Source organism: Microbacterium sp. Bi98 (assembly GCF_918698045.1).
Classification (GTDB): domain Bacteria; phylum Actinomycetota; class Actinomycetes; order Actinomycetales; family Microbacteriaceae; genus Microbacterium.
This window is the reverse complement of sequence record NZ_CAKKLK010000002.1, coordinates 467,380-494,379: the sequence shown is the minus strand read 5'-3', so window position 1 is coordinate 494,379 and position 27,000 is coordinate 467,380. Positions and strand designations below refer to the sequence as shown.

Below are 27,000 nucleotides of genomic sequence, written 5' to 3'. Positions count from 1 at the left end.
TGCTACCCATGCGACTGACCAACGTCACGCACCTCCGCCTCCCCTTCGGACGGCTCTGGGGGTACGACGTCAGCGCGTCCGGGCTCGGACGACCCCTGCCCGTGTCGTTCGACCAGCGACTGCATGTCGGGGCGGGTGACCGACCCGGCTCCTGGATGGCTCTGTCGTTCCGGTTGCCCGCACAGACCGATCGTGAATCGATCGCGGATGCGTGGCTGGCTGTCGTCGCTCGACATGGCACGCTGCGATCGGCCTTCGCACGTGGTGCGGACGGCGATCCGACGCTTCACGAGATCGAGATCAGCCCCGGAAGCTGGGTCGAGCATCAGGTGGGCCCTGGTCAGGCGGTCAATGACGCGCTGCGCGACATCCTCGACGCGGAGTGCTCCCCGTACGGACGTCCGTCCCATCGGCTGTGCGTGCTGGAGACCGCTGCGGGGCTCACGGTCGTGATCGCGGCGGACCACGCGCACGTCGACATGTGGTCGATGCTCGTGATCGTGCGCGATCTGCTGTCCGCGCTGGACGCGGGCAAGACGGGCGCGAAGCCGATGTCGACGCCGAGGTCGGCGCCGGCGTTCGTCGAACACACGCAGGCGCTGCTGGACAAGGACCCTGCACCGGACCACGTGCGGCGGCGATGGGAAGCGATCATCGCGGACAGCGGCGGTGTGATGCCGCAGTTCCCCCTGTCGCTCGGCGCACCCGAGCCGCATCGCGAGCGCGTGGAAGTGCGCGATGTGTTCGATGTCGACGACGCCGCGGCATTCGCCGCGCAGGCCCGTGACGATGGCGTCTCCACGCTCGCATCTGCGGTGGTCGCGATGACCGCGGTGACGCGCGAAGTCGCGGGTACTGCGCTGCGAGCCGTGTTCCCCGTGCACAGTCGCTTCGAGGACGACTGGCATGACTCGGTCGGCTGGTTCATCACGAATTCCGTCCTCGAATCGGAGCTCGCCGAACCGCATGCTGCGGCAGCGGCCGTCAAGGAAGCAGTACAACTCGGTACGTGGCCGCTCGCAGATGTGCTCGCACCGTGGGGTGGGATGCCGGTGGCTCCAGGGATGTTCGCGATCTCGTGGCTGGATCTGCGCAGGCTGCCCGTGCGGATCGACTCCGTCGGGCTCGACGCCCAGTACGTCAGCGCGGCAACCGACACCGACGGCGTCATGCTGTGGTTCATCCTGGACGAGTCCGGTCTGCACCTGAGATGCCGCTATCCCGACACCGCAGAGGCTCGCACCAATGTCGGCGGATGGCTCGACCTGCTCGTAGCCAGGATGCAGGCCGACGCGCGGTCCTCGGTGCGGGGACGACTGCAGGTGGCCGGCCGAACCTTCCGTGTCGAGCGGGCCAGCCGGGATGACATCGAGGCGATCGCAGCGCTGCTGTCGGACGATCGATTCGGTGCAGACCGTGAGAGTGTCGAACTCGACCGATACGAGGCGGGCTTCCGCGCCGTCATCCGCGACGCATCCAACTACCTGGGGGTCGTCCGGGACAGCGCCGACCGCATCGTCGCCACCATGCAGTTGACCGTCATCCCGGGGCTCTCTCGCGGCGGGTCGACCCGACTGCAGATCGAGGGACTGCGTGTCGCGACGGCGGAGCGATCACGGGGCCTGGGCGCGGCGATGCTGGAGTGGGCGCACGAGTTCGGTCGTGCGCGGGGGGCGACGCTGTCACAGATCACCACCGACGAGGCTCGGGATCGCACCCGCGCGTTCTACACCCGGCTCGGCTACCAGACGGCCCACGTCGGGCTCAAACGGAACATCTAGCGCGCGTCACACCGCCAGGGCGTGCGGGTAATCCGTCGATCGTCCCTGGAAGCTCAGGATGCTCGGATTCTGGATCATTCCGTCGCGGATCTCGATCGCGCGTGTGAGCGTCGAGCTCTCGGCCCACGCGTCGGGGCCTTCGAGCACAGTGCGGAGGAAAGGCAGGAGAGCTTCGCTGATGTCCCACGTGGCCGAGTTCCAGAGATACGACGGGCTGTGGTCGACGGCGTAGTAGTTCACGCCCTGACCCACCGTGAACATCGGCTCGTCGAAGGTCGTCGGGGTCGCCCACTCGAAGCCCATGCCCTCGTCGCACGACACATCGATGATCAGGCTGCCCGAGGCGAAACGGGACAGGTCCTCGGTGCGCAGATACGTCAACGGCGCCGCGACATCCTGCAGGGTGCAGTTCACGACGATGTCGTACGTCGCCAGGAAGTCGGGGAGCAGCACGGAGCCGTCCTCCGTCTCGACCTCGCTGAGGTGCGTGGGGCCGTCGTCGGTGTTCAGCTGAGTGAGGTGCGAGTTGTGGATGGGGGAGCCCACGGCGGCCGCCCCGCGCTGAGTGAGGACTTCGATGTCGTGCACCCCGTGAGCATTCAATGCCGTCACCGCGCCGCGTGCCGTCGCCCCGAAGCCGATGACTACTGCGCGCAGGCGCGGGCCGTAGTCCCCGGTCGAGCCGACGAGGCTCATCGCATGGATGACCGAGCAGTAGCCGGCCAGCTCGTTGTTCTTGTGGAAGACGTGCAGGCTCATGTCTCCCTGCGGGGTCCAGTGGTTCATGGCCTCGAAGGCGATCAGCGTGAGACGGCTGTCGATCGCGGTCTGCGTGAGAGCGACGTCCTGCACGCAGTGCGGCCAGCCCCACAGGATGCCGCCAGCGCTGATCTCGGCGACATCCGCGAGCTGCGGCTTGGGCAGCAGCAGCACGTCAGCGGAGGCGAGCACGTCAGACCGCGCGGCGACCCGGCCCACGCGGGACTCCACATAGCCGGGCTCCAGCTGGAAGTCGGCGCCGTACCCGTGCTCGACGATCATGCGAGCGCGCACATCCGCGTCGATGCGGTCGAGATGGCGGGGATGGATCGGGAGGCGCCGTTCGTTCTCCATCGAGGAGTTCGCCAGCAGGCCGAGGGTCAGAAGCTCCGGGCCGGAGGTCTGGGTATGGACGGACGAGCGTGTCGTGTCTGACAACGGGTTCCCATCTTCGGGGAACCAGAGTCAGCTCCTGGCCTGACTCTACGCCCCTGCGCGCCTGAGGTGGGGCGGGGCCGATCTCCGCCGATGGGCTCGACTACGCTGGAAAGCGATCCCTGACATCCGAACGAGGAGCCGCGCGCCCATGACCGATACCCAGATCTTCGAGCCAGAGGGCCGCGCGATCCCCTTCGTGGATGAGGGAGACGGTCCGGTCAAGCTGGTTCTGATCCAGGAGCAGGGACTCGCCGCCGACGTGCTGGGCGTCGCCGCGCACTATCTCGCCGAAGAGGCGGGTTTCCATGTGCTGCGGATCGGCCACCGCGCGGCATCCGATGCCTCGCTCGACGAGCGTGTCGACGACGTCATCGACGTGATCGATCACGTCGGAATCGAGGACACCTGGGTCGGCGGTCATGGCTTCGGTGGGACGATCGCACGCGCCCTCGTGGCAGCGCACAGCGACCGGGCCAACGGTCTGCTGCTGCTCGGCGTCGAGGACGTCGACATCGCCGTCGCACCGGCGATCCCCGTGCTGATCGTTCAGGGAACCGAAGACACCGACACCCCGGCCGCCACTGCCGAGGCGTTGCAGGCCACGATGCCTGACCGTTCCAGCATCAAGACGATCGCCGGCGACCACCTGTTCCCGATGCACCACCCGATCGAGACCGGCGTGATCATCGAGGAATACCTGGACTGGGACTGACTCGGATGCCATCATCTGGCCGCACTGTCGTCCTCGCGATCGACCTGCAGGCCGGCGTGATGCCGGGATGCTTCGACGAGCACAGTGTGCTCGCGCGTGCCGCAAGCCTCGTAGAGCGCGCTCGCGACGGTGGGGTTCCCGTGGTCTGGGTCCACCACGACCCCGTCGGAGTGGGCACACCCGAGTGGGAGCTCGCCGCGCCGCTGCGGCGGGACGAAGGAGAGCCGTTGGTTCGCAAGAGCTACCGCGACTCCTTCGCCGACACGAACCTGCGCGAGACCCTGGACGCCCTCGGCGCGACACGACTGGTGATCACCGGCGCGCAGTCCGACTTCTGCGTACGCACCACGATGCAGCGCGCGGCGGCGGAAGGTTATGACGTGACCCTCGTGAGTGACGCGCACACGACGGTCGACACGGAGTGGGACGGCGTGCCGATCTCAGGTGAGCAGATCGTCGCGCACACGAACATGTACTTCTCGGGACTGCGGTATCCCGGGCAGGAGTTCGCGATCGCGACGCATGATCAGGTCGCGCTCTGACGAGAGCCGCGCCCTATATTGATCTCGTGACCCAGTATGCAGCTCAGGCCAAGACGAACCTGCTCGCCCTGGTGGGCTTCATCGCCGCGTTCGTGATCCCTCTTGCGGGTGTGATCCTGTCGATCTTCGCGCGCCGACAGCTGGACGCTCCCGGGAACACCGAGTCCGGCCGGGGCCTCGCTCGGTGGGCGATGGTGATCGGCATCCTCGGCACGCTCGCTCAGGTCGCCTTCTTCATCCTCTGGTTCTCGCTCTTCTTCCGCGCCGTGGCCTGACGGTCACCGGGCCGGGGCGGGCGTGGACCAGCCGTGAGCCTGACAGACTGGTCTGATGACCGCCACCCTCGTCGCCCAGAACCTGGCAGGCGGCTACGGCCACCGCATCCTCTTCGAGGGCCTCGACCTGACTGTCGCTCCCGGTGACGTCATCGGCGTGGTAGGTGCGAACGGCGCAGGGAAATCGACTCTGCTCCGCCTGCTCGCCGGTGTGGATGCGCCGATGGGCGGGTCGATCTCGCTCGCGCCCACCGACGCTTTCGTCGGCTGGCTGCCTCAGGAGCATGAGCGCGTCGACGGCGAGACGGTGGCGGGATACATCGCGCGCCGCACGGGCTGCGCGACGGCGACGAGTGAGATGGATGCCGCTGCAGCGGCGCTCGGCGATCCCACGCTCGCCCCGGCGGGCACGGACCCCGCCGACACCTATTCTCAGGCGCTCGATCGGTGGCTCGCGAGCGGTGCCGCCGATCTCGAGGAGCGCATCCCTGCGGTGCTCGCCGACCTCGGACTCCCGAGCACGAGCGGCGTCGCGGAGGACGCGCTCATGACCGGCCTGTCCGGCGGCCAGGCGGCTCGCGTCGGACTCGCCGCACTGCTGCTGTCGCGGTTCGACATCGTCTTCCTCGACGAGCCGACCAACGACCTCGACCTCGATGGGCTGGAGCGCCTCGAGGCGTTCGTACGCGGTCTCCGCGGCGGCGTCGTTCTCGTCAGCCACGACCGCGAGTTCCTGGCTCGCAGCGTCACCCGCGTGCTCGAACTCGATCTCGCCCAGGGATCGAATCGTCTCTACGGGGGCGGCTACGACGCCTACATCGAGGAACGCGCCGTCGTGCGTCGGCACCTGCGGGAGAAGTACGACGAGTTCGCCGACAAGAAGGCGGACCTCGTCGCGCGGGCGCGCACCCAGCGAGAATGGTCGAGCCAGGGCGTCCGGAACGCGATGAAGAAGGCTCCGGACAACGACAAGATCAGGCGCAAGGCGTCGACGGAGTCGAGTGAGAAGCAGGCGCAGAAGGTGCGTCAGATGGAGAGCCGGATCGCACGACTGGACGAGGTCGAGGAGCCGCGCAAGGAATGGCAGCTGGAGTTCACGATCGGCTCTGCGCCCCGATCGAGCAGCGTGGTCTCGACACTCAACGGGGCGGTCTTCCAGCAGGGCGCGTTCACGCTGGGGCCGCTGTCTCTGCAGGTGGACGTCGGCGACCGCATCGGAATCACCGGTCCCAACGGCGCCGGCAAGTCGACTCTGCTCCGTGGGCTCCTCGGACGACAGCAACCCGTCGAGGGGACCGCGGCGCTCGGGAGCAGCGTGCAGATCGGCGAGATCGACCAGGCTCGGTCGCTGCTGATCGGCGATTCTGCGCTCGCCGATGCGTTCGAGGCTCTCGTGCCCGAGATGTCGTCGGCCGAGGTGCGCACGCTGCTGGCGAAGTTCGGTCTGAGGGCAGACCACGTCACGCGTTCCGTCGAAGCCCTGTCACCGGGTGAACGCACGCGGGCGGCACTGGCGCTGCTGCAGGCGCGGGGAGTCAATCTGCTCGTCCTCGACGAGCCGACCAACCACCTCGACCTGCCGGCGATCGAACAACTCGAGCAGGCGCTCCAGTCGTACACCGGAACTCTGCTGCTGGTCACGCACGACCGACGGATGCTGGAGGCTGTCCAGACCGATCGGCGGTGGTCCGTCGAGAGCGGCCAGGTCACCGAACGCTGAGGCTCAGCGACCCTGACGCTTCTTGTAGGGCTTCGGCTGACCCTTCACGATGGGCGCGCGACCTTTGCCCTTGGACGCCTTGGCCTTGCCGCCCGCCGGGCCCGCCGTCTTCGGCGCGGGCGGGGGAGCGGCGGCCACGGTCGCCTGCGCTTCAGCGAGGAACAGCTCTCCCACGTTCGTGAGTCGCGGCGTCCCTTCGCGATTGATCAGCGTGTGTCCGACCTCGTCCTCGAGCTTGTCGAGAGAGGTGTACAGGGAGGCCAGGGGAATGCCCAGCTGGGAAGCGGCTCGGGGGAAGTGCAGCGTCTCAGCGAGGACGACGTAGCGACGGAGCAATGCCAGCTTCATGCGGGGGAACGGTCCTTCTGGATCCGCGACGATCACGGGTCTCCGTCTAACCTACGCGAGGCGGATGCGCGGCAGTCCCAGACGCACGGATGCCGCGGCTCGATGAGCCGCGGCATCCGGTGGCGGATCTCCTCAGGAGACCTGCGGAAGCACGGCGAAGGACACGGATCCCTCGTCATCGACGCCGGCGTCGAGCACCTTGTCATCGAGCGCGGCTGCGGCGGTCTCATCGAGGAAGAGTCGGGTGCCCGACACCTCGACGACCTGGTCGTCGGGTTCCGGGTCCGGAGTCACGAGGACGGCGAGGCGCGCACCCCCATCCGGTCCAGGGGCAGGCGTGGAGTGGATGCGAAGCCCGGCGTCGTCGGCGTCGGTCTGACGGCTGACGAGGGTGTTCACGATTGCGGTGGCGTTATCGGTGAGGGTGAGCACAAGACTCTCCTTCCGGTTGCGGTCACGACGCGGGTGCGGCGTGACGGGCCACGATTCCGCACTCGGCGGGACGATTCAACCCGACGCGCCCGTTCAGAGGGGTCTCACACCTGATGCAGAGGTTTTCTCAGGAACACCTGCTCGGTTCCGTCGCCCTGCGGCACGCGCTCGGCCTGCTCGTATCCGCATGACTCGTACAGGCGGATGTTGGCTTCGCTCAGACTGCCGGTGAAGAGCTCGGCCACATCCGCGCTCGACGCGCGTTCGGCCGCGTCGAGCAGCGTGCGCCCGATGCCCTCTCCCTGCATGTCGGGCGCGATCGCGATCCTGCCGATCAGTAGCACGCCGTCGTCCTCGACGAACCGGATGACCCCGACCAGCCGTCCGTCCTTCCGCGCCGCGAGGCCGCTGCTGGAACGCAGCTCGGCCTCCACTTCGGGGAGCGTCTGGGTCAGCGGGGGCATATCGGCGCTGCCGTAGATCTGCGCCTCCGACACGAACGCCGCGCGCTGCAGGGTGAGCACCTCACCCGCATCCGACTCCGAGGTCGGGCCGATCACCACATCCGATGCGTGGTCGTCGATCTCGGTCTGTGCTCTCTCTGATTTCGTCACTGCGCCACGATCTGATGAGACCGGGGGGACTGTCAACCCCCTCGATACGGGCCGCGAGCGGAGCTAATCTCGCAGTTTCCAACCCCAGGAGGACTCATGGCTGAGAAGAGCACGTCCAAGAGCGCGTCCAAGACCGGCACCGCATCCAAGCGCGGAGCGAAGACGACGAGAAGGCAGAACGCCGAGAAGGGATTCACGGCGTCGCCCACCCTCGCCGGGAACCTGCAGCTCGTGCTGGTCGACCTGATCGAGCTCTCACTACAGGGCAAGCAGGCACACTGGAACGTCGTCGGACGCAACTTCCGGGACACCCACCGTCAGCTCGACGAGATCATCGACGCCGCGCGCACGTTCAGCGACACGGTCGCCGAGCGGATGCGGGCACTGCACGCGGTGCCCGACGGACGCACGGACACGATCGCGGAATCGACCTCTCTTCCCGCGTTCCCGATGGGCGAGGTCTCGACGACCGACACGATCGACCTCATCACCGCGCGCCTCGAGGCGACGATCGGGACGATCCGCGACGTGCACGATGCCGTCGACGAGGAAGACCCCACGTCGGCCGACATCCTGCACGCGGTGCTCGAGAGCCTGGAGCAGTTCGCGTGGATGGTGAGTGCCGAGAACCGCACTCCCGCGACCAGCTGAGCTGACGTCTCACTCTCGTTCGTCCTCCCGCGTACGTTCGGCCTCTCGCCGGACCAGGCGCGGGAGGACGAGCCAGAGGAGGAGGACGGCGACCAGTGAGGAGACGAGCGCGATGAGCCCGGCGGCGCGATCGACGGTGAAGTCGATGATGAGGGTGGTCACACCGATCGTCAGTGCGGAGATCGCCACGAGGTCGATCTTCACGATCCGAGCGGCCACCCGGACGAGTTCGGGTTTGCGGCGGCGACCGAACAGCGCCCGGTGCATGCCCACCGGCGCGAGCGCCAGGATCGTCGCCAGCGCGGCGAGTGCCACCAGCACCACGTACAGATCCCTCTGGACCTCGTCCATGTCCTCGAAGCGGGGAGTGAAGGCGACGGCCAGCAGGAATCCGGTGAGGATCTGCGTACCGGTCTGCATCACTCGCAGCTCCTGCAGGAGCTCCTCCCAGTTGCGGTCGGCGCGCTCGTTCCGAGTCTCGTCGCGTCCGTCTCGTCGGTCGTCGAGCTCGCTCGACGGTGCAGATCGGTGGTCGGGTTCCATGCAGTCAGTTTTGCGGCACCGCTCGGAGTCTGTCCAGACTCTTGCGCAGATGCACTCGAGGAGCAGGGGATGACGCTTCCACCGATCCGCGAGTGGTGGCCCGGGCTGTCGCTCGAGGCGCGAGTCGAGGTGCTCGGAGATACCGCGCCGCACCTCGGCGAGCGAACGCGGGATGAGATCAGGACGATCACCGGGGCTGTGGTCGGCATGGCCGAGACGCTGTCCGACGACGATCTGGAGTACGCCCGTTCCGAGGCCCGGTCGGAGATCGAGCAGGAGGACTCGGCCTGAGACGGCGTTGTCAGCTGTCGCCGTTCGCGTGCTCCTCGCGCAGCCGCGGCACGGTGCGGCGTTCGGGACGGAGACCGGCCTTGTCTGAGTAGAACGCCCGGATCCTGTCCATGTCAGCGGCGACGTCCCCCGTCAGCTCGATCGTGGGGCCGAGTCCGGTGGTCATCGTGGTGCGGTCGACGAAACCGAGAGTCACCGGCATCCCGGTCTCTCGTGCGATCCGATAGAAGCCGGACTTCCAGTACTCGTTGCCCCCGCGAGTGCCGTCGGGCGTGATCACGAGGCCGAAGACGCCGCCGGAATGGACCTGCTCCACGACGTCGTTGACGACCCGCGCCGGGTCGGCGCGGTCGACGGCGATGCCGCCGAGACGACGCATGATCGGACCCCGCCACCCGCGGAACAGGCTGTTCTTGCCGAGCCAGTGCACCTCGATGCCCAGTCTCCACGCGATCGCCAGCATGAGCACGAAGTCCCAGTTGGACGTGTGCGGCGCACCGATGAGGATGGTGGGTCTCTGAGGAGTGGCCTCGGCGGTGAGGGTCCAGCGGCTGACTGCCCAGAAGAAGCGGGCGAGGAGTCGTTTGAGCACTCGTCCACCGTAGGGCAGAACGTCTGATGATCAGCCGCCCCCGGCCGCCGCCGCATTTCCGCGCCATGCCGTCGCCACAGGCGTACGATCGAATGATGGCCAAGACACAGGACTCCGCCGAGCAGGACGCACCGACCGTGCTTCAGCCGCTGACCGGAACTCCGAACCTGCTTGATGACGACGCCGCCGGGTACTGCAGCGGCGGCGTCTGCCACTTCCCTGCGCCGCAGACGCAGTAGCAGGAGACGCCGCCGCAGCGGGACGATCAGTGCCCGCCGTGCGCTCCGCCGGAGACGTCGTCTGCCGGCTTGCGGACGAAGGGGCTCAGCGCCACCGCAGCCAGCGAGATGATCGCGGCGATGAGGAATGCCATGCGGGCACCCGGCGCACCGGCGACCGCCGTGGGGAGCCCTTCGGCTTCTCCGGCGTGCAGGATGGCGGAGTACGTCACCGTCAGCACCGCCACGCCCGCCGCGCCACCGACCTGCTGGAGGGTGTTCAGCACAGCGGAGCCGTGTGAGTACAGCGAACGCTGCAGCGACCCGAGCGACGCGGAGAACAACGGCGTGAACGACATCGCGAGTCCGACCGACATGGCCGCCTGCACGATGATGAGGACCCACCACACGGTGTGCTCGCCGACGGTCGAGTAGTAGAACAGCGCGGCCGACACGAGGATCGTTCCGGGGATCAGCAGCGGGCGAGTGCCGCGTGCGTCGTACACCCGACCCATGATGGGGCCGAGCAGACCCATCAGCACCGAACCGGGAAGGAGGATGAGGCCGGACTCGAGGGCGTTGAGGCCGGCGACGTTCTGCAGGTACTGCGGCAGAAGGGTCAGCGTCCCGAACATCGACAGCGCGAGGATCGTCATGATGACGACCGAGAACGTGAAGTTCGCCGAGCGGAACACGCGCAGGTCGAGCAGTGCGTCGTCGACCCGCTGCAGCACCAGCTGGCGCCACACGAACAGCGCGAGTGCGACGGCACCCACGACGAGAGCGACGACACCGGCGGTCTCGCCGGATCCGCCTTCGCCGCCGAACTGGCTGAGACCGAAGACGATGCCGCCGAATCCGAGAGCGGCGAGCGGGATGGAGACGACATCGAGGGGGACCACGCGGGTCTCACCCAGGTTGGTCATCCACTTGACGCCGATGAGCAGCGAGACGAGCGCGATGGGCAGGATGATCGCGAACAGCGCACGCCAGTGGAGCGTCTCGAGGACCGCACCGGCGAGCGTCGGTCCGATCGCGGGAGCGAGCGAGATGACGAGTCCGACGCGCCCCATCATGCGTCCGCGCGACTGGGCGGGGACGACGTTCATGATGGTGGTCATGAGGAGCGGCATCATGATGCCCGTGCCGGCGGCCTGGATGACGCGGCCGGCGAGGAGGATCTCGAATCCGGGCGCCACGAGGGCGACCAGGGTTCCGAGCGAGAACGAGATCATCGCGGCGATGAAGACCTGACGGGTCGTGAAGCGCTGCAGGATGAACCCGGTCGTCGGGATGACGACCGCCATGGTGAGCATGAACGCGCTCGTCAGCCACTGGCCGAGCTCGGGCGGGATGCCCAGATCGACGTTCAGATGGGGGATCGCGATGCCCATCGTGGTCTCGTTGAGGATCGCGACGAACGCGGCGACGAGCAGGAGCCAGATCACGCGCATGTCGCTGCGGGCGATCTCGCCGCTGCGCGCGGGAGGGGGCGTGGTGATCGACCCGGTGTCGACGGCAGACATACGGCCTCCAAGGCACTGAAGAGAGGGGGAGATCGCGCGAGTGCGCGGGGACCACTCAGCGTAACCACAGGTTCGGACATTTCATTCCGGATCCCTCTGAATCCGCTCTCAGCGGACGGACGCCCGCGCTGAGCGCGTCCGGGGTCATGCGTGCTGACTACGCTGGCGACATGAGCATGGGTGGTGGACGCGGGGGATTCCGCGGTGTGGACGAGAGCGCACAGCGTCGGCTCAACGCCGAGGCACCGCGCATCAGCGGGCTCGGATCCAGGGTGATCGCGCTGTTCCGTCCGTACCGCTGGCGCATCTTCTGGACCGGCGTATTGGTTGTGATCGGCGCCGCCATCGCCGTGATCCCGCCGCTGATCGTGCAGCGCATCTTCGACGACGCGCTCTTCCCCGTCGACGGCGGTGGCCCCCAGCTGCAGCTCCTGATCTGGCTGGTCTCGGCGATGGTCGGGCTCTTCCTCCTCTCCGCCGTCCTCGGCGTCGCGCAGACCTGGCTCACCTCGACCGTCGGCAACAGCGTCACGGGCGACCTGCGGGTCCGGCTGTTCGAGCATCTGCAGGCCATGGAGCTCGGATTCTTCACCCGGACGAAGACCGGCGTCATCCAGTCGCGTCTGCAGAACGACGTCGGCGGCGTCTCGGGCGTCCTGACCAACACCGTGACCAGCATCCTCGGCAATGTCGTGACGGTCATCGCCTCCCTCGTCGCGATGATCCTGATCGATTGGCGGCTCACGCTGATCGCTGTCGTGCTCATGCCGTTCCTCATCATCGTGCAGCGACGCGTGGGGCAGGTCCGTGCGCGCATCGCCGGCGAGACCCAGGAGTCGCTGTCCGAGCTCACCTCCATCACGCAGGAGACTCTGAGCGTGTCGGGGATGCTCCTGTCGAAGGCGTTCAACCGACAGCGCACCGAATCGCAGCGGTACCAGGCCGAGAACCGCAACCAGGTGAGGCTGCAGGTACGGCGGGCGATGAGCGGGCAGGGCTTCTTCGCGGTCGTCCAGGTGCTGATGGCGAGCGTCCCCGCGGTCATCTACCTCGTCTCGGGCTACCTGATCGCCGGCGGCACCGGCGCGATCACCGCGGGAACCGTCGTCGCCTTCACGACCGTCCAGGCCCGTCTGCTGCAGCCGCTGATGGGCCTCATGCGGGTGTCGCTCGACCTCCAGACGTCGTCCGCGCTGTTCGCGCGCATCTTCGAGTACCTCGACCTGGTGCCCGAGATCCAGGACGCCCCGGATGCGATCACGGTCGCTGAAGCGCCGGGGCCACGGGGACGGATCGAGTTCGCCGACGTCGTCTTCCGCTATCCGGACGCGGCACCCGATGCTCGCCCCACCCTGCAGGGCGTCTCCTTCGTGGCCGAGCCCGGTCAGCACGTCGCATTCGTCGGTCCCTCGGGTGCGGGCAAGACGACGGTGCTGTATCTGGCGCCGAGACTGTACGAGGCGCATGGCGGCGCGGTGCTGTTCGCGGGAGCGGACGTGAAGACCCTCACGCAGGAGTCGATCATCGACCAGGTCGGCATCGTCTCGCAGGAGACGTACCTGTTCCACGCGACGATCCGCGAGAACCTGCTGTACGCCAGACCCGACGCGACGGACGAGGAGATGATCGCCGCCTGCACCGCAGCGAACATCCATCACATCATCAGCGGGTTCGAAGACGGCTATGACACCGTGGTCGGAGAACGGGGATACCGTCTCTCGGGCGGTGAGAAGCAGCGCATCGCGATCGCCCGAGTGCTGTTGAAGGATCCGCCCGTGCTGCTGCTCGACGAAGCGACGTCCGCTCTCGACACGGTGTCGGAGCGCGTCGTGCAGGAGGCGTTGGACGAAGCGGCCAAGGGGCGCACGACGCTGACGATCGCGCATCGACTCTCGACGATCATGGGGGCCGACGTCATCCATGTCGTCGAAGCCGGCCTGATCGTGGAGTCGGGCACTCACGCCGAGCTCCTCGCGCGGGGCGGTCTCTATGCCGAGCTCGCCGCGCAGCAGGTGGCCGCTTCGCGTGTGCTCGATACGGAGAGGGCCGTCGAGACGGCCGTCTCGGGAGGCGTGCGCGCGGCCCTCGCCCACCGTCGGGCCGACCGGGCTCCGGAGGATTCCGCCGGGGCGGATGCGGTCGACGCGCTCACCGCTCCGGTTCCGCTGCTCGACGTGTCCCGTGCCGACGAGCGGGTCTACCCGGCCGAGGGGTGAGACGTGCTCAGTGCACCGACAGGCCGCCGTCGATGAACAGCGACTGCCCGGTGACGTAGCTCGAGCCGGCGCCGGCGAGGAACACGGCCGCGGCCGCGAAATCCGACGGCAGTCCGTTGCGTCCGATCATGGTCCGTGCGGCGAGGGCGGCGATCTGCTCGGGGTCCTCCTGCAGCCGGGCGTTGAGCGGGGTGAGCACGAACCCCGGGACGAGACTGTTGCTCGTGACTCCGGTGCTTCCCCATGCCTCGGCCTCCGAGCGCATCAGCGACTCCACGGCTCCCTTCGAGGCGCCGTAGACGCCGCTGCCGACGAACGCGCGATGCGCCTGCTGGGAGCTGATGTGGATCAGGCGCCCGTAGCCCCGCTCGGCCATGCCGGTGGCATAGCGCTGGCCGAGCAGGAAAGGGGCGAGCGCATTCACGGTCATCGTCGCGTCCCAGTCGCCCTCGGTGATCTCGGAGAACGGCGGGCGGATGTTGATCCCTGCGGAGTTCACCAGGATGTCCGGCTCGCCGAACGGCTCGACGGCCGCTTCAGCGAGGGCTCGGATTCCCTCCCGCGTGCCGAGGTCTCCGACGACTCCTGCCGCCCGGCATCCGGCGCGGGTGAGCTCCGCCACGGTCTCGGCAATCCGCGCTTCACCGCGCGCCACGATCACGGTCGAGGCGCCTGCGCTCGCGAGTGCCGTCGCGATGCCGCGTCCGATGCCCGAGCTGCCACCGGTGACGACGGCGGTGCGCCCCTCGAGCGAGAAGAGGTCGGCGAGGTACTGGTTCATCGGTCTCCAGAGTGCGCGTCTCACCACGCCAGCGCGGCGGTGAGGGCGGGATCGGGGCGGGCGGCGGCGTGCTCGGGGAGTGCTTCGATCTCGGCGACGAACGCGTCGACCTCGTCTGAGTAGTCCGGTTCGGTGTGCGTGCGCGCGATCTCGAGCAGCGGCGGAATGTCCATGGCCAGGATCAGCTCGAGACGGGCAGTGACGGCGGCCTGTGCCCCCGCCTCGTGCAGCACGCGGATTCCTCCGCGCAGAGCCGTGAGATAGTCGCGCAGCACGGGGAGCTTCGCACGCCCCTGCGTGATCGAGGTGCCGTCCGCGCGCAGGCGCCAGCGCACCACGGTGTCGGGGATGACATCGAAGCTGCGCGCCCGTGTGTACATCAGCTGGGCGACCACCTGATCCTCGTAGGCGACGCCCTCGGGGAACCTCAAGTCGTTCCAGAACTCGGTGCGGCTGACCTTCGACCAAGCCACGATGTTCGCGCTCGCTCGAGGGTGCTCCGCGATCGTGGTGGCGAGTCGTTCGGGCGACGTCGCTGCCGACACCCACGGCTGCACGCGCCCCGCGACGTAGCGCTCGCCGTCGAAGCGCGACCGCACATAGGCGCCGGCGACGAAATCGCTGCCGGTCTCGACGAGCGTCCCGACGAGTCGTTCGAGGGCCGAGGGCGTGAGTTCGTCGTCTGCGTCGAGGAAGCCGATCAGGGGAGTGTTGACGAGGTCGATGCCGACGTTCCGCGCGGCACCCAGGCCGCGGGACGCCTCGTGCTGCACCGCCCGGAACCGTGGATCCGATGCGGCGGCCGCGGCGAAGATCTCCGCCGTGTCGTCTCTGGATCCGTCGTCGATGAGGATCGCGTTCCACCGCGTCTCGGTCTGCGAGCGCAGCGACTCGAGTGCGGCAGGAGCGAAGGCGCCGATGTCGCGGCCGGGGACGATCAGGGTCACGATCGGGGCGGAGGCGGTCACGAGCCGAGTCTATGGCCGGCCGGTCGGGCTCGTCGTTCAGGGGTGGGTGACCGCGCGCACCGATTCGGCGACCAGCCCGGCGAGCCGTTCGGCCAGGTCGTGCGGGAGCGCCTCGCGTCCGAAGGTGAACCGCACAGAGGTCTGCGCGACCGCGGGGGAGATCCCGCATGCGAGAAGCACATGCGAGGGCTCGTCGCTTCCGGCGGCGCAGGCAGAACCGCTCGACGACACCACTCCCCGACGCTCGAGCTCGAGCAGGACAGCCTCCCCGCTGACTCCGGCGAACGTGAAGCTCGCTGTGCCGGGCAGCCGTGTCACGGGGTCGCCGGTGAGGGCCGCCTGCGGCACGAGTGCGTGCACCGCGGCGATGAAGCGCCCCGTCGACTCAGCGACCCGGGCGCTCGCCTCCTCGCGCTCCGCGTCGGCGAGCTCCAGCGCTGTCGCGAGGGCCACCGCGCCGGCGACGTTCTCGGTGCCCGAACGGCGTCCTCGTTCCTGGCCGCCCCCGTGCATGAGCGGCTCGAGCGCGACGCGCCCTCGCACGGCGAGCGCTCCGACCCCCTTCGGAGCTCCGAGCTTGTGCCCGGCGATCGCGACGGCATCCGCTCCGAGGCCGCTGAGCGGCAGCCACCCCGCAGACTGCACGGCGTCGACATGCACCGGGACGCCTGCCTCCCTCGCGGCTGCTGCGAGGGAGGCGACGTCCTGGACCGTGCCGATCTCGTTGTTGGCGTGTCCGAAGGCGACCAGTGCGGTGTCATCGCGCAGGGCCTGCGTCAGAGCGGCGACGGAGATCCTGCCGAGGCCGTCGACGGGGATCGGCGTCACCTCGACGTCGTGGAAGCGCCGCAGGTGGTCGGCGGATTCGAGGATCGACTCGTGCTCGATCGGCGAGACGACCAGATGCCGGCGACCGCGTGCGAGGGGTGCCAGCACGATGCCCTTCACCGCGAGATTGTTCGATTCCGTTCCACCGGATGTGAAGATCACATCGCCCGCGCGCATGCCCAGCACTCGGGCCACCCGCGACCGTGCGTCATCGAGTGCGCTCGCCGCGGCCTCACCGTACGTGTGGTGGCTCGACGGATTGCCGAAGACCCCGGTCAGGAACGGGCGCATGGCCTCGACGACCTCCGGTCGCACCGGAGCCGTTGCGGCGTGATCGAGATAGAGCATCCCCGTCAGTCGATCCGCACGTCGAGACCGAGATCGAGCGCCCGGGCGGAGTGCGTCAGGGCGCCGACCGAGATGACGTCGACCCCGGTCGCCGCGATCGCCCCGACCGTGTCGAGAGCGACCCCGCCCGAGGCTTCGACCTGCGCGCGATCGCCGATCATCGAGACCCCGGCGCGCAGGTCGTCGAGAGAGAAGTTGTCGAGCAGCACCGTGTGCGCACCCCCGTCGAGCACGGCGGGGATCTGATCGAGCCGGTCGACCTCGACGACCACGTGCGTCGTGTGAGGCAGCCGGGAGAGCGCATCCCGCAGAGCCGAGGCGAGGTCGACGCCCGAGCGCTTCAGCACCGCGAGATGGTTGTCCTTGGCCATCACCGCATCGGACAGCGAGAACCGGTGGTTGTGACCACCGCCCGAGAGCACCGCATGCCGTTCGAACGCTCGCATGCCCGGGGTCGTCTTCCGCGTGTCGGCGATCCGCGCCGATGTCCCCTCGACCGCGCGCACGTAGGCGGCGGTGGCTGTCGCGACACCGCTCATCCGCTGGGTGAAGTTCAGAGCGATGCGCTCGGCGGTGAGGATGCCGCGGGCCGAGCCGGATACCGAGGCGAGCACGTCGCCCGCCTCGAAGGCGTCTCCGTCGCCCACATGCACGTCGACCGCGATCGCCGGATCGGTGAGGTGGAACGCGGCCGCGAACACCTCGCCGCCGCTGAAGGTGCCCGCTTCGCGGGCGACGAGGTCGGCAGTGGCGGTGGCATCCGCGGGAAGCAGGGTCGCGCTCGTCAGGTCGCCCCAGGGGGCGTCTTCCTCGAGGGCTGCGCTGACGACGCGGGTGATGTGGGCGGCGGTGAGCATCAGACTGTCTCCAGGAGAGGTGAGGCGAGGGGTTCGCGGAAGTGCGCACCGACGGAATCGGTGCGAGCGAGCGCGGCAGACGCGGTCGCGCGGGCGAGCAGGAGGAGGTTCGCATCCTCGCGCTCGCGGACGGTGGCCGGCTCGGGAATCGCGGCGAGCCAGCGGCCGACGATGGTTGCGGCGTGTCGCAGACCCTCTTCCGAGCGCAGCAGGCCGACGTGGTCCCACATCAGGCGCTGCAGCGCTGCGCGACTGAAGTCGGCGCCGACAGCGATCTCGCCGGTGGATTCCGACTCCTCGGACAGAGGTGCGCGAGGCGCCGAGCCGCGCTGCGAGCTGACGGGAGGATGCTGCCAGGGCGTGCCGAGCGCGGCTGCCGCGCGGGCTCCGAAGACCGCGCCTTCGAGCAGCGAGTTCGAGGCGAGACGATTCGCGCCGTGCACGCCGGTGCGCGCGACCTCGCCCACGGCGAAGAGCCCGGGGACGGAGGTGCGCCCGTCGAGGTCGGTGACGACGCCTCCCATCAGATAGTGGGCGGCGGGTGTCACCGGGATCGGAGTGGAGGCCCAGTCGAGACCGCGTTCCCGCGTCACGCGATCAATCGTCGGGAATCGCTGCGCGAGTCTGAGTCCGCCGATCATGGTCGCGTCGAGACGCACCGGGGAGCCCTGTCGGGCGGACTGGCGGGCGATCGCCCGCGCGACGACGTCGCGCGGGGCGAGCTCGCCGTCCGGGTGGCTGTCGAAGACGAATCGCCGGCCGTCGGCGTCCACCAGCGTCGCCCCTTCGCCGCGGACCGCTTCCGAGACGAGGAAGGCGGGACCCTCGGCCAGGATCGTCGGATGGAACTGCACGAACTCGAGGTCGGCCACCGCGGCCCCGATCCGCACGGCGGCGGCGATGCCGTCGCCCGTGGTGCCGAGGGGATTCGTGGTGTGCGCATACAGGTGCCCTGCGCCGCCCGTGGCGAGCACGACCGCGTCGGCGGAGAGCTCCGAGACCGCCCCGCCGACCTGGACCCGCACGCCGCGCACGACGCCGTCCTCGGCGATCACGTCGGCCAGAAAGGCGCCCTCCACGACGGTGACATCCGCGTCGCGGACCGAGGCCACCATCGCCCGGGTGATCTCTGCTCCCGTGGCATCCCCTCCGGCGTGCACGATGCGTGCGTGACGGTGCGCCGCCTCCCGCCCGAGCAGCACCCGCCCGTCGGGTGAGCGGTCGAACGCGACGCCTCGGGCGATCAGCTCCGCGATCCTGGTCGCGCCCTGGTGCACGAGAACATCGACCGCGGCGGGATCCGAGAGTCCTGCTCCGGCATCGATGGTGTCTGCGGCGTGCTGTGCCGCCGAGTCGCCGACGCCGTAGATTCCGGCGACGCCGCCCTGCGCGTACCCCGTGCAGCCGTCGCCCAGCGCACCCTTCGTCACGACCGTGACCGAGTGACCGGTCTCGTGCGCGTGCAGGGCCGTCGTGAGTCCGGCGATGCCCGAGCCGACGACGACGACGTTCATCGGGCGCTCGCCGCCACGGGCGGCTTCGCCGCCAGCATCCGTTCGAGGGCGATGCGGGCGGGGTCGGCCACGTCCGCCGTCACCGTGATCCGATTCGGCGTGCGGCCCGCGACGAGCTCTTCGAGCACCCAGGCGAGATACCCGGGGTGGATGCGGTACATCGTCGAGCAGGGGCACACCACCGGGTCCAGGCAGAAGATCTCGTGCTGGGGGAACTGCGCCGCGAGGCGACGGACGAGGTTGATCTCGGTGCCGATCGCGAAGGTGGTCGGCGTGGTCGCCGCGGCGATCGCCCGACGGATGTAGTCGGTCGATCCCGCCTCGTCCGCCGCGTCCACGACGGCCATCGGGCACTCAGGGTGCACGATCACCCGGACCCCGGGGTGCTCGGCCCGCGCCTGGTCGATCTGATCCACGGTGAAACGGCGGTGCACCGAGCAGAACCCGTGCCAGAGGATCACCTGCGAGTCGACGAGCTGTGCCGCGGAGGATCCGCCGAGCGCCTGGCGCGGGTTCCACATCGGCATCCGCTCGAGCGGTACGCCCATCGCCTTCGCGGTGTTGCGGCCGAGGTGCTGGTCGGGGAAGAAGAGCACGCGCTGACCGCGCTCGAATGCCCACTCGAGTACGGTCTGCGCATTCGAGGAGGTGCACACGATTCCTCCGTGGCGCCCCACGAAGCCCTTGATCGCGGCCGACGAGTTCATATACGTGACGGGGATCACCGGCACCCGTCCACCCGCATCGGGTGTGTCGAGGTCGCCCAGCACGTCTGCGAGCTGCTCCCAGCAGTCCTCGACCTGATCGATGTCCGCCATATCGGCCATCGAGCATCCGGCCGCCAGATTGGGCAGGATCACGGCCTGGTCGGGTCCCGAGAGCAGATCAGCCGTCTCGGCCATGAAGTGCACTCCGCAGAACACGATCGCCTCGGCGTTCGGACGCTCCTTCGCCGCGGTCGCGAGCTGGAACGAGTCGCCCACGTAGTCGGCGTGCCGCACGACCTCTTCGCGCTGGTAGAAGTGCCCGAGCACGACGGCGCGGTCACCGAGGGTGGCCTTCGCGATGCGGATGCGCTCGTCGAGGTCGGCCTCGCCGGCTTCTCGGTACTCGGCGGGGAGCTCTCCCTGCCGCGGAGCGCCGGTGGGGATGACGTCGCCCATCGACGACCCGGGACCGTATCCGGGGCGGGAGTCGAAGTCCCAGGGGCCGGCGGCGAGGTCGGTCGCGCACGTCGCGTCGGTCGAGGCGCCGGACACGATCGACTGGATCGCGTGATCGACAGAGGCGTCGATCGGCTGGACGACCGGTGTGGGAACGAAGGTGATGCTCATCGGGTGCTCGTCTCCTCGGGGCCGAGGGGGCCGTGATCGGCCAGCTCGACGTCGGTGTTGTAGCGGTACAGGCGGGCGGGTCGGTGGTTGCCGGTGCGGAACCGGTCGGTGGGAAGGAGGTTGCCGGCGGATTCGACCTGGCGGCGGAAGTTGGCCGGATCCAGGTGCTTGCCGAGAATGGCCTCGTACGCCTCGCGGAGATCCGCCAGGGTGAACTCGGCAGGAAGGAAGCCGTGGGCGACGCGGCTGTAGCCGACCTTGTTCCGCAGTCGCCACAGGGCGTACTCGACGATCTTCGTGTGATCGAAGGCCAGCGCCGGGAGCTCATCGAGGTCGACCCAGCGCACGTTCTCCGGAGGCTTGCCGGATGCCCGATGCGCCGCGCTCTGCGCGTCGACGTCATCCTGGCGGAGCAGTGCCCAGTACACGATCGACACGACGCGGGTGGGGGAGCGGTCGACGGCCCCGAAGGCGTAGAGCTGCTCGAGATAGCTCGGCGTCAGTCCCGTCGTCTCGGCCAGAGTCCTGGCTGCGGCGTCGACAGCCGATTCGGTCTCGGTGAGCCAGCCGCCGGGGAGGGCCCACTGGCCGGCGAACGGCTCGCGCGTGCGCAGCACGAGTGGCAGCGCGAGCACCGCCGAGCCGTCCTCGGCGCGTCGAAGGGTGAGGATCACGGTCGACACGGCGACGTCGATGCCTCTGCTTTGGGTCATATGTACCTTAACCTCCTGCTCCGATCTTAGTGTCATCTCGACTGTTAGTGCATCTTCATGACGCCACCGCCCCTGAGGCCGAAACGTTATATACCAGCGTTCTGGACTCTTGTCGCTAGGAAAGGGATTTGTTAGGTTACTGTCCTAACAAATCCCTTTCGGGATCTGTTGCGAACTCCGTCCGGAGTTCGACTCCACCCGGAGAAATCCCTCCTGCAGTGCAGCACCGAGAGGAAATACAGAATGATCCGTAACGGAAGGCGCAAGATCGCGCTCACCGCTGTGGCGGGGGCATCCGTCCTCGCCCTGGGCCTGACGGCCTGTGGCGCAGGCGGAGGCAACGAGGGGAGCGGTGGCGATGGCGACCGTGCTCTTCGTGTCTGGGCCGGCAGTCAGACCCCCATCACCGCGAACTACAACCCGTTCGCCCCGACCGTGCTCCACGGTGCACTCGGGCCGATCTACGAGCCGCTGTTCTTCTTCAACAAGACGGCGGATTCCGAGCCCGTCGGTCTGATCGGAGACTCGTACGAATACAACGAGGACGGCACGGTGATCACGATCGCCATCAAGCCCGATCTCAAGTGGAGCGACGGAGAGCCGCTGACCGCCGCCGACGTCGCGTTCTCCTTCACCTACGAGGCCAACAACCCTGAGGGCAACGGTCTCGTCTCGGCGGAGGCTACCGACGACACCACGGTCGTCCTCACGTACACGACCGCGCAGTACACGACCGAGTTCCAGCGCCTCGGTTCGACCTACATCCTCCCCGAGCACGTGTGGGCGGAGGTCACCGACTTCGCGAACTTCGCCAACGAAGAGCCTGTCGGCTCCGGCGCCTACGTGGTCGACAAGACGACGAGCGAGTCGTACACGCTCGTCGCGAACGAGAACTTCCGCGACGCCGACGAGCTCGGAGTCAAGAAGGTCCAGTACATCGCGGTCGACAACAACCAGACCGCACAGGACCTGCTCGCCGCCGGCAAGCTCGACTGGACGGGCATGTTCATCCCGAACCCGGACGACGTCACGGGCAACGGAGCGATCGATTGGATCAACACGCCGCAGGACCCGACCGTCCTGTACACGTGCTCGAACGCCGAGCTCGGATGCACGGGTCCCCAGACCGACGTCGCGGTTCGACAGGCGCTCAACGTCGCGATCGACCGCGCGGCCATCAAGGACAAGGCGTTCGTCGGTCTGACCGGCGACATCTCGCCGACCTTCGCGCTGCTGCCCCGTGACGAGAAGTGGGTCGCGGACTCCGCCAACGAGATCAGCCCCCAGGAGGCGAACGCCGACGAGGCTGGCGAGATCCTCGAGGCCGCCGGCTATACGAAGGACGGCGACTTCTACGCGAAGGACGGCGTGCCGCTCGAGCTCAGCCTGATCTCGGTCGACGGCTGGACCGACTACAACGATGCGGCGAAGCTGATCGCCGAGCAGGCAGAGGCTGCCGGCATCAAGATCACGGCATCCACGGTGCAGTGGCAGGAATTCTCGGACGCCCGTCAGGGCGGTGAGTTCCAGCTGATCGTCGGCGGTGTGGTCGGAACCTCGGTGGCCGACCCGTTCCAGATCTACCGCGACTGGTTCGGCGGCACGACCGTCGGTTCGACCGCAGCGGTGGGCTCGGAGGTGCCCGCGGGGCGTTGGAACTTCAGCCGATACAGCAACCCCGTCGTCGACACGGCCGTCCAGGCCGCGATCAGCACGAACGACGAGGCAGAGAAGAAGGAGCTGTACGGCACGATCCAGACCGAGATCGTCCGTGATCTGCCCTACATCCCGCTCGTGATCAACGCGACGCAGACCTTCTACAACACGAAGGACTTCACGGGATGGCCGACGGAGGAGGACCTCTATGCCTTCCCGCCGTCCTGGGGTGCGATCGCGGCGGGCTACGTCCTGACGCAGCTCGAGCCGGCGAACTAAGCACATGGAGTCGGGGGAGCAGGAAGCACGGTCAGTGACATGAAGTTCTATGCACGAAGAATCGGGTTCTACGCGTTCACGCTATGGGCCGCGATCTCACTCAACTTCCTGCTTCCCCGGCTCATGCCGGGGAACCCGGCGGACATCATGATCGCCAAGATGCAGCGAGCGGGCGGCGAGGTCTCCGAGACCACGATCCGCAACATCAAGCTGCTTCTCGGCGGTGATGACTCGTCCCTCTGGGATCAGTACATCGCGTACTGGGGGCGCATGTTCCAGGGCGACCTGGGCATCTCCGTCACCAAGTTCCCCGCGCCGGTGAGCGAGCTGATCGGGCAGGCGCTGCCCTGGACGCTCATCCTCGTCGGCACGGTGACCGTGATCTCCTTCATCCTCGGCGTCGTCCTCGGCGCCGAGGCGGGATGGAAGCGCGGAACGTGGGTCGACCACCTCATCCCGGCGACCACCGTGCTGCAGTCCATCCCGTACTTCTGGATGGCGCTGCTGCTCGTCTCGGTGTTCGCGGTTGGGCTCGGCTGGTTCCCGATCTTCGGCGGCTACGACGTGTTCGACTTCCCGGACGGTCCCGAGCCGACCTGGGCGTTCTTCATGGATGCGCTCTCGCACGCCATCCTGCCCGCACTGACGATCGTGATCTCGTCGGTGGGCGGCTGGATGTTCGGGATGCGCAACATGATGGTGCAGACCATGGCCGAGGACTACGTGCTCACGGCCGAGGCCAAGGGGCTCCGTCCGCGTCGCATTATGACGACGTACGCCGCCCGCAATGCCGCGATCCCCTCGATCGCCGGCTTCTCGATCACCCTGGGCTTCGTTGTCGCCGGCTCCATCGTCATGGAGCAGGTCTTCACCTACCCGGGCATCGGGAAGCTGATGTTCCAGGCGGTCACGAACAACGACTACGCGCTGATGCAGGGACTCTTCCTCGTCATCACGATCACGGTGCTCGCCGCCAACTTCATCATGGACCTCGTCTATGGCTTCATCGACCCGAGGGCTCGCCAGAATGTCTGACACCGAGAACACAGTGCTGATCACGAAGGATCAGCCCATGACCCAGCCTGCGAGCACGATCTCTCTCGCCACCCAGCGGGGCCGCAGACGCCGCCGCGTCCTTCCCACCTCATCGACGAAGTTCATCATCGGCGCGAGCATCGTGATCGCGATCGTGCTGTTCGCGATCATCGCGCCGATCTTCTCGCAGGACCCTCGAAGCACCGACAACCCCGCACTGCTCCCGCCCTCGCCGGAGCACTGGTTGGGCACCACCAAGCTGGGCAACGACATGTTCGCCCAGCTCGCCATCGGCGCCCAGGGCTCGCTCCTCGTGGGCGTGGTAGCGGGCGGAATCGCCATCATCCTGTCGCTTGTCTTCGGAGTCCTCGCGGGGTACCTCGGCGGATGGCGCGAGGACACCCTGGCGCTGCTGACCAACGTGATGATCGTGATCCCCGGCCTGCCGCTGGTGATGGTGATCTCCTCCTTCGTCCCGCAGCGCAGCTGGCAGCTCGTCGCGTTCGTGCTCGGCATCACGTCCTGGGCCGGTGCCGCCTACGTGCTCAGGCTGCAGACCCGATCTCTGCGCACCCGTGACTACGTCTACGCGTCCAAGGTCGCGGGAGAGCGATCCTTCCGCGTCATCCTGGTCGAGATCATGCCGAACCTGCTGCCGTTGCTCACCGCGCAGTTCCTGTTCGCGATCATCTTCGCGATCCTCGGCGAGGCCGGACTCTCATACCTCGGTCTCGGCCCCAACTCCTCCATCACCTGGGGGACGATCCTCAACGACGCGCAGTCAGGTCAGGCGCTCGGACGAGGCGCCTGGTGGTGGTTCGTCCCACCGGGAATCATGATCGCCATGCTCGGCGCCGGACTCTCGCTCATCAACTTCGCGATCGACGAGGTCATCAACCCCAAGCTCCGCAATGCACCCGACGCCGCTCGGCGCGTGCGCAAGGCGGCCAAGACGAAGGGGGTCGCCGCATGAGCGCTCCGGATGCCGTGCTGACCGCACGGGACGTGTCGATCGAGTACGAGGTGGATCCGCCCGTGAAGGCGGTCCGCAACGTCTCTCTCACACTCAACCGAGGCGAGATCCTCGGCCTCGCCGGTGAGTCCGGCTGCGGCAAGACGACGCTCGCCTACGGCATGAATCGGCTGCTCAAGGCTCCTGCGCTCATGACCAGCGGCGAGATCGTGTTCCATGACCGCGACGGCCACGACATCGACATCGTCGCTCTCGACGGCGATGGGCTGCGGGCCTTCCGCTGGGACAAGATCTCGATGGTGTTCCAGGGAGCGATGAACTCGCTCAATCCGGTCATCAGCGTCAAGGCGCAGATCTTCGACATCTTTGAGACCCATCGCCCCGGCATGTCCAAGAAGGACAAGCAGGCGCGGGCCGAAGAGCTGCTGACCCTGGTCGGGGTCGACCCGTCGAGACTGACGAGCTTCCCCCATGAGCTGTCCGGTGGCATGCGTCAGCGCATGATGATCGCGATGGCGCTCGCGCTGGACCCTCAGGTGATGATCATGGACGAGCCGACCACGGCGCTCGACGTGGTCGTGCAGCGCGGGATCATCCGCGAGATCATGCGGTTGCGTGAGCGGCTGGGCTTCGCGGTGATCTTCATCACGCACGACCTGCCCATGCTGATCGAGATCAGCGACCGCATCGCCGTGATGCTGCAGGGGCAGATCGTCGAGGAGGGCACCGCGGAGGAGATCTACCGCACGCCCCAGCACGAATACACCAAGAAGCTGTTGTCGAGCTTCCCGAGTCTGACCGGCGAGCGCGGAGATTTCGTCCGCACCGGCAACCAGCCCAGTCAGGAGGAGGTCCGATGAGTGCTCCCACCCTCGAAGCCCGCAACCTGGTGAAGGACTTCACGCTGCGATCCGGCCTCAAGACGTCGGTCCTGCACGCAGTGAAGGACGTCTCGTTCACCATCGAAGCGGGGAAGACGGTCGCTCTCGTCGGCGAATCCGGGTCGGGCAAGTCGACGATCGCCCGGATGCTGATGAAGCTCGAGACGCCGACGGGCGGGCAGATCCTGCTCGACGGCAAGGACTCGGGCATGCGCGGCCGCGCCGTGGAGGACTACCGCTCCCAGGTGCAGATGGTCTTCCAGGACCCCTTCGCGTCACTCAACCCGTTCCACACGATCATCCATCATCTGGAGCGGCCGATCCGGCTCCACCACCCCAAGCTGTCTGGCTCCCAGGTGCGGGCGCGGGCGATCGAGCTGCTCGAGCGCGTGCGGCTGTCGCCCGGCGAGAGCTTCGCCGAACGTCGCCCGCATGAGCTGTCCGGTGGCCAGCGGCAGCGCGTGGCGATCGCTCGTGCGCTCGCCCCGGGAGCGCGGTTCATCGTCGCGGATGAGCCGGTCTCGATGCTCGATGTCTCGATCCGACTGGGAGTGCTCAACCTGCTCGCAGACCTGCAGCGGGAGGAGAACCTCGGCGTGCTCTACATCACGCACGATCTCGCGACGGCACGTCACTTCAGCGACGAGATCATGGTGCTCTACAAGGGTGATGTCGTCGAGCGCGGCCCCGCCGACGAGGTCATCCTCAATCCGCAGCACGAGTACACCAGGACATTGCTGGGCGCCGCGCCCGAGCCCGAGAACCTCGGGCGTCTGAGAGACGAGGTCAGAGCCGAGCTGGCGGGTCACTGACCTCCAGTGCATGACGCCGCGCTCGCCTGGCGCCCCACCTTCGGGGCGTCGGGGGAGCGCGGCTTTCTGCGGCCTGTGCCGACGACGTCGACCCGCTAGACTGAGGCCACAAGTGAAGACAGGCCGAATGACCCACGCGGGAGAGCCCCGGCGAATGCAGCCGGGCACCGAAGGAGCAAGCCTCCCCGCCAATCTCTCAGGTACGCGTACCGCGCGGTTCCGGCCACTCTGAAAAGCGATCTCGAGCGACGCCGCGTCAGCTCGGATCCGCCGACGGTGAAAGCCCAGTCTCTGGGCGAAGCTCTCAGGCTCATGACAGAGGGGGAGTTCCCAGGAGCAGCGTCGCTGTTCCGCCCGATCCAG

At 68.0% G+C, this 27,000-nt stretch carries 28 protein-coding genes and 1 riboswitch; of the genes, 14 read left to right on the top strand and 14 right to left on the bottom strand.

Annotation, left to right across the window (positions count from 1 at the left end; all coding sequences use genetic code 11):
- Window positions 1–8 precede the first annotated feature (8 nt).
- Entirely contained in the window at window positions 9–1,781 is a 1,773-nt protein-coding gene (locus LQZ85_RS06110; RefSeq protein ID WP_056278002.1) for a GNAT family N-acetyltransferase, read from the top strand.
- Between the two features lie 6 nt (window positions 1,782–1,787).
- On the opposite strand, the gene LQZ85_RS06105 is transcribed toward LQZ85_RS06110, so the two are convergent.
- The gene (locus LQZ85_RS06105; RefSeq protein WP_053099047.1) at window positions 1,788–2,894 is read right to left on the bottom strand and encodes a N(5)-(carboxyethyl)ornithine synthase; all 1,107 of its coding nucleotides are present in this window, start codon (window positions 2,892–2,894) and stop codon (window positions 1,788–1,790) included.
- Window positions 2,895–3,126: 232 nt separating this feature from the next.
- Between LQZ85_RS06105 and LQZ85_RS06100 the strand changes: the two genes are divergently transcribed.
- The 4 genes from LQZ85_RS06100 to LQZ85_RS06085 are packed head-to-tail and all read left to right on the top strand — an operon-like array spanning window position 3,127 to window position 6,227.
- On the top strand, window positions 3,127–3,690 hold the full coding sequence (locus LQZ85_RS06100) for an alpha/beta hydrolase (RefSeq protein ID WP_053095540.1): 564 nt from the start codon (window positions 3,127–3,129) through the stop codon (window positions 3,688–3,690).
- Between the two features lie 5 nt (window positions 3,691–3,695).
- Complete coding sequence (locus LQZ85_RS06095; protein ID WP_187249371.1) at window positions 3,696–4,232, top strand: isochorismatase family protein; 537 nt, start codon at window positions 3,696–3,698, stop codon at window positions 4,230–4,232.
- 26 nt (window positions 4,233–4,258) lie between these two features.
- Window positions 4,259–4,507: a hypothetical protein gene (locus tag LQZ85_RS06090; RefSeq protein ID WP_056278008.1), complete on the top strand. Its 249-nt coding sequence runs from the start codon at window positions 4,259–4,261 to the stop codon at window positions 4,505–4,507.
- 55 nt (window positions 4,508–4,562) lie between these two features.
- A complete protein-coding gene (locus tag LQZ85_RS06085; RefSeq protein ID WP_056278010.1) occupies window positions 4,563–6,227 on the top strand; it encodes an ABC-F family ATP-binding cassette domain-containing protein in 1,665 nt (554 codons plus the stop codon).
- 3 nt (window positions 6,228–6,230) lie between these two features.
- Here the strand turns inward: LQZ85_RS06085 and LQZ85_RS06080 are convergent, their stop codons facing one another.
- From LQZ85_RS06080 to LQZ85_RS06070, 3 genes are all read right to left on the bottom strand, one after another.
- On the bottom strand, window positions 6,231–6,575 hold the full coding sequence (locus LQZ85_RS06080) for a LysR family transcriptional regulator (protein ID WP_053099048.1): 345 nt from the start codon (window positions 6,573–6,575) through the stop codon (window positions 6,231–6,233).
- A 132-nt stretch (window positions 6,576–6,707) separates the two neighbouring features.
- Entirely contained in the window at window positions 6,708–7,007 is a 300-nt protein-coding gene (locus LQZ85_RS06075; RefSeq protein ID WP_053095543.1) for a Fe-S cluster assembly protein HesB, read from the bottom strand.
- 104 nt (window positions 7,008–7,111) lie between these two features.
- Window positions 7,112–7,570 carry a GNAT family N-acetyltransferase gene (locus tag LQZ85_RS06070; RefSeq protein ID WP_056279007.1) on the bottom strand — a complete coding sequence of 153 codons (459 nt, stop codon included), beginning with the start codon at window positions 7,568–7,570 and terminating at the stop codon, window positions 7,112–7,114.
- Between the two features lie 147 nt (window positions 7,571–7,717).
- Between LQZ85_RS06070 and LQZ85_RS06065 the strand changes: the two genes are divergently transcribed.
- Window positions 7,718–8,272: a DNA starvation/stationary phase protection protein gene (locus tag LQZ85_RS06065; protein WP_056278013.1), complete on the top strand. Its 555-nt coding sequence runs from the start codon at window positions 7,718–7,720 to the stop codon at window positions 8,270–8,272.
- Between the two features lie 9 nt (window positions 8,273–8,281).
- On the opposite strand, the gene LQZ85_RS06060 is transcribed toward LQZ85_RS06065, so the two are convergent.
- Window positions 8,282–8,815, bottom strand: coding sequence for a DUF6328 family protein (locus LQZ85_RS06060; RefSeq protein WP_056278016.1), 534 nt, complete (start codon window positions 8,813–8,815; stop codon window positions 8,282–8,284).
- 69 nt (window positions 8,816–8,884) lie between these two features.
- Here LQZ85_RS06060 and LQZ85_RS06055 point away from each other — a divergent pair, with 69 nt between their 5' ends.
- Window positions 8,885–9,106 carry a hypothetical protein gene (locus LQZ85_RS06055; RefSeq protein WP_053095546.1) on the top strand — a complete coding sequence of 74 codons (222 nt, stop codon included), beginning with the start codon at window positions 8,885–8,887 and terminating at the stop codon, window positions 9,104–9,106.
- A gap of 10 nt (window positions 9,107–9,116) precedes the next feature.
- On the opposite strand, the gene LQZ85_RS06050 is transcribed toward LQZ85_RS06055, so the two are convergent.
- The gene (locus tag LQZ85_RS06050; protein WP_056278019.1) at window positions 9,117–9,698 is read right to left on the bottom strand and encodes a 1-acyl-sn-glycerol-3-phosphate acyltransferase; all 582 of its coding nucleotides are present in this window, start codon (window positions 9,696–9,698) and stop codon (window positions 9,117–9,119) included.
- A gap of 95 nt (window positions 9,699–9,793) precedes the next feature.
- Between LQZ85_RS06050 and LQZ85_RS06045 the strand changes: the two genes are divergently transcribed.
- The gene (locus tag LQZ85_RS06045; protein WP_200955163.1) at window positions 9,794–9,937 is read left to right on the top strand and encodes a hypothetical protein; all 144 of its coding nucleotides are present in this window, start codon (window positions 9,794–9,796) and stop codon (window positions 9,935–9,937) included.
- 26 nt (window positions 9,938–9,963) lie between these two features.
- Here the strand turns inward: LQZ85_RS06045 and LQZ85_RS06040 are convergent, their stop codons facing one another.
- Window positions 9,964–11,442, bottom strand: a complete 1,479-nt coding sequence (locus LQZ85_RS06040) for an MDR family MFS transporter (RefSeq protein ID WP_053095548.1) — start codon at window positions 11,440–11,442, stop codon at window positions 9,964–9,966.
- Between the two features lie 170 nt (window positions 11,443–11,612).
- Here LQZ85_RS06040 and LQZ85_RS06035 point away from each other — a divergent pair, with 170 nt between their 5' ends.
- Window positions 11,613–13,658, top strand: coding sequence for an ABC transporter ATP-binding protein (locus tag LQZ85_RS06035; protein WP_053099050.1), 2,046 nt, complete (start codon window positions 11,613–11,615; stop codon window positions 13,656–13,658).
- Between the two features lie 7 nt (window positions 13,659–13,665).
- Here the strand turns inward: LQZ85_RS06035 and LQZ85_RS06030 are convergent, their stop codons facing one another.
- Genes LQZ85_RS06030 through LQZ85_RS06000 form a run of 7 tightly spaced genes read right to left on the bottom strand, consistent with a single transcriptional unit; the run spans window position 13,666 to window position 21,001 of the window.
- Window positions 13,666–14,439, bottom strand: a complete 774-nt coding sequence (locus LQZ85_RS06030) for an SDR family oxidoreductase (RefSeq protein WP_053095549.1) — start codon at window positions 14,437–14,439, stop codon at window positions 13,666–13,668.
- A 20-nt stretch (window positions 14,440–14,459) separates the two neighbouring features.
- Window positions 14,460–15,407, bottom strand: a complete 948-nt coding sequence (locus LQZ85_RS06025; protein WP_056278022.1) for a glycosyltransferase family 2 protein — start codon at window positions 15,405–15,407, stop codon at window positions 14,460–14,462.
- A 36-nt stretch (window positions 15,408–15,443) separates the two neighbouring features.
- Window positions 15,444–16,583: a cysteine desulfurase family protein gene (locus LQZ85_RS06020; RefSeq protein WP_056278024.1), complete on the bottom strand. Its 1,140-nt coding sequence runs from the start codon at window positions 16,581–16,583 to the stop codon at window positions 15,444–15,446.
- 5 nt (window positions 16,584–16,588) lie between these two features.
- Window positions 16,589–17,440, bottom strand: a complete 852-nt coding sequence (gene nadC, locus LQZ85_RS06015; RefSeq protein WP_056278027.1) for a carboxylating nicotinate-nucleotide diphosphorylase — start codon at window positions 17,438–17,440, stop codon at window positions 16,589–16,591.
- Window positions 17,440–18,954: an L-aspartate oxidase gene (nadB, locus tag LQZ85_RS06010; protein ID WP_056278031.1), complete on the bottom strand. Its 1,515-nt coding sequence runs from the start codon at window positions 18,952–18,954 to the stop codon at window positions 17,440–17,442. Before nadB ends, nadC begins: the two co-directional genes overlap by 1 nt.
- Window positions 18,951–20,288: a quinolinate synthase NadA gene (nadA, locus tag LQZ85_RS06005; RefSeq protein ID WP_053095554.1), complete on the bottom strand. Its 1,338-nt coding sequence runs from the start codon at window positions 20,286–20,288 to the stop codon at window positions 18,951–18,953. The genes nadB and nadA overlap by 4 nt, the downstream gene beginning before the upstream one ends.
- Window positions 20,285–21,001, bottom strand: a complete 717-nt coding sequence (locus LQZ85_RS06000; protein ID WP_056278033.1) for an NUDIX domain-containing protein — start codon at window positions 20,999–21,001, stop codon at window positions 20,285–20,287. The genes nadA and LQZ85_RS06000 overlap by 4 nt, the downstream gene beginning before the upstream one ends.
- Before the next feature lie 243 nt (window positions 21,002–21,244).
- On the opposite strand from LQZ85_RS06000, the gene LQZ85_RS05995 reads away from it, so the two are divergent.
- Genes LQZ85_RS05995 through LQZ85_RS05975 form a run of 5 tightly spaced genes read left to right on the top strand, consistent with a single transcriptional unit; the run spans window position 21,245 to window position 26,637 of the window.
- The gene (locus tag LQZ85_RS05995; protein ID WP_056278036.1) at window positions 21,245–22,936 is read left to right on the top strand and encodes an ABC transporter substrate-binding protein; all 1,692 of its coding nucleotides are present in this window, start codon (window positions 21,245–21,247) and stop codon (window positions 22,934–22,936) included.
- 39 nt (window positions 22,937–22,975) lie between these two features.
- Complete coding sequence (locus tag LQZ85_RS05990) at window positions 22,976–23,971, top strand: ABC transporter permease (RefSeq protein ID WP_230100671.1); 996 nt, start codon at window positions 22,976–22,978, stop codon at window positions 23,969–23,971.
- Between the two features lie 37 nt (window positions 23,972–24,008).
- On the top strand, window positions 24,009–24,944 hold the full coding sequence (locus tag LQZ85_RS05985; protein WP_230100670.1) for an ABC transporter permease: 936 nt from the start codon (window positions 24,009–24,011) through the stop codon (window positions 24,942–24,944).
- Window positions 24,941–25,804 (top strand): ABC transporter ATP-binding protein, encoded by an 864-nt coding sequence (locus LQZ85_RS05980; protein WP_053095559.1) that lies wholly within the window; start codon window positions 24,941–24,943, stop codon window positions 25,802–25,804. The genes LQZ85_RS05985 and LQZ85_RS05980 overlap by 4 nt, the downstream gene beginning before the upstream one ends.
- A complete protein-coding gene (locus LQZ85_RS05975; protein ID WP_056278039.1) occupies window positions 25,801–26,637 on the top strand; it encodes an ATP-binding cassette domain-containing protein in 837 nt (278 codons plus the stop codon). Before LQZ85_RS05980 ends, LQZ85_RS05975 begins: the two co-directional genes overlap by 4 nt.
- A gap of 127 nt (window positions 26,638–26,764) precedes the next feature.
- Window positions 26,765–26,859: riboswitch (glycine riboswitch) on the top strand.
- Window positions 26,860–27,000 lie beyond the last annotated feature (141 nt).

Bases quoted from the DNA above. Each gene is read 5' to 3' on its own strand.
- LQZ85_RS06110 (WP_056278002.1), top strand. From the start codon at position 9: ATGCGACTGACCAACGTCACGCACCTCCGCCTCCCCTTCGGACGGCTC.
- LQZ85_RS06105 (WP_053099047.1), bottom strand. From the start codon at position 2,894: ATGGAGAACGAACGGCGCCTCCCGATCCATCCCCGCCATCTCGACCGC.
- LQZ85_RS06100 (WP_053095540.1), top strand. From the start codon at position 3,127: ATGACCGATACCCAGATCTTCGAGCCAGAGGGCCGCGCGATCCCCTTC.
- LQZ85_RS06095 (WP_187249371.1), top strand. From the start codon at position 3,696: ATGCCATCATCTGGCCGCACTGTCGTCCTCGCGATCGACCTGCAGGCC.
- LQZ85_RS06085 (WP_056278010.1), top strand. From the start codon at position 4,563: ATGACCGCCACCCTCGTCGCCCAGAACCTGGCAGGCGGCTACGGCCAC.
- LQZ85_RS06080 (WP_053099048.1), bottom strand. From the start codon at position 6,575: ATGAAGCTGGCATTGCTCCGTCGCTACGTCGTCCTCGCTGAGACGCTG.
- LQZ85_RS06065 (WP_056278013.1), top strand. From the start codon at position 7,718: ATGGCTGAGAAGAGCACGTCCAAGAGCGCGTCCAAGACCGGCACCGCA.
- LQZ85_RS06060 (WP_056278016.1), bottom strand. From the start codon at position 8,815: ATGGAACCCGACCACCGATCTGCACCGTCGAGCGAGCTCGACGACCGA.
- LQZ85_RS06055 (WP_053095546.1), top strand. From the start codon at position 8,885: ATGACGCTTCCACCGATCCGCGAGTGGTGGCCCGGGCTGTCGCTCGAG.
- LQZ85_RS06045 (WP_200955163.1), top strand. From the start codon at position 9,794: ATGGCCAAGACACAGGACTCCGCCGAGCAGGACGCACCGACCGTGCTT.
- LQZ85_RS06040 (WP_053095548.1), bottom strand. From the start codon at position 11,442: ATGTCTGCCGTCGACACCGGGTCGATCACCACGCCCCCTCCCGCGCGC.
- LQZ85_RS06035 (WP_053099050.1), top strand. From the start codon at position 11,613: ATGAGCATGGGTGGTGGACGCGGGGGATTCCGCGGTGTGGACGAGAGC.
- LQZ85_RS06030 (WP_053095549.1), bottom strand. From the start codon at position 14,439: ATGAACCAGTACCTCGCCGACCTCTTCTCGCTCGAGGGGCGCACCGCC.
- LQZ85_RS06020 (WP_056278024.1), bottom strand. From the start codon at position 16,583: ATGCTCTATCTCGATCACGCCGCAACGGCTCCGGTGCGACCGGAGGTC.
- nadC (WP_056278027.1), bottom strand. From the start codon at position 17,440: ATGCTCACCGCCGCCCACATCACCCGCGTCGTCAGCGCAGCCCTCGAG.
- nadB (WP_056278031.1), bottom strand. From the start codon at position 18,954: ATGAACGTCGTCGTCGTCGGCTCGGGCATCGCCGGACTCACGACGGCC.
- nadA (WP_053095554.1), bottom strand. From the start codon at position 20,288: ATGAGCATCACCTTCGTTCCCACACCGGTCGTCCAGCCGATCGACGCC.
- LQZ85_RS06000 (WP_056278033.1), bottom strand. From the start codon at position 21,001: ATGACCCAAAGCAGAGGCATCGACGTCGCCGTGTCGACCGTGATCCTC.
- LQZ85_RS05995 (WP_056278036.1), top strand. From the start codon at position 21,245: ATGATCCGTAACGGAAGGCGCAAGATCGCGCTCACCGCTGTGGCGGGG.
- LQZ85_RS05990 (WP_230100671.1), top strand. From the start codon at position 22,976: ATGAAGTTCTATGCACGAAGAATCGGGTTCTACGCGTTCACGCTATGG.
- LQZ85_RS05985 (WP_230100670.1), top strand. From the start codon at position 24,009: ATGACCCAGCCTGCGAGCACGATCTCTCTCGCCACCCAGCGGGGCCGC.
- LQZ85_RS05980 (WP_053095559.1), top strand. From the start codon at position 24,941: ATGAGCGCTCCGGATGCCGTGCTGACCGCACGGGACGTGTCGATCGAG.
- LQZ85_RS05975 (WP_056278039.1), top strand. From the start codon at position 25,801: ATGAGTGCTCCCACCCTCGAAGCCCGCAACCTGGTGAAGGACTTCACG.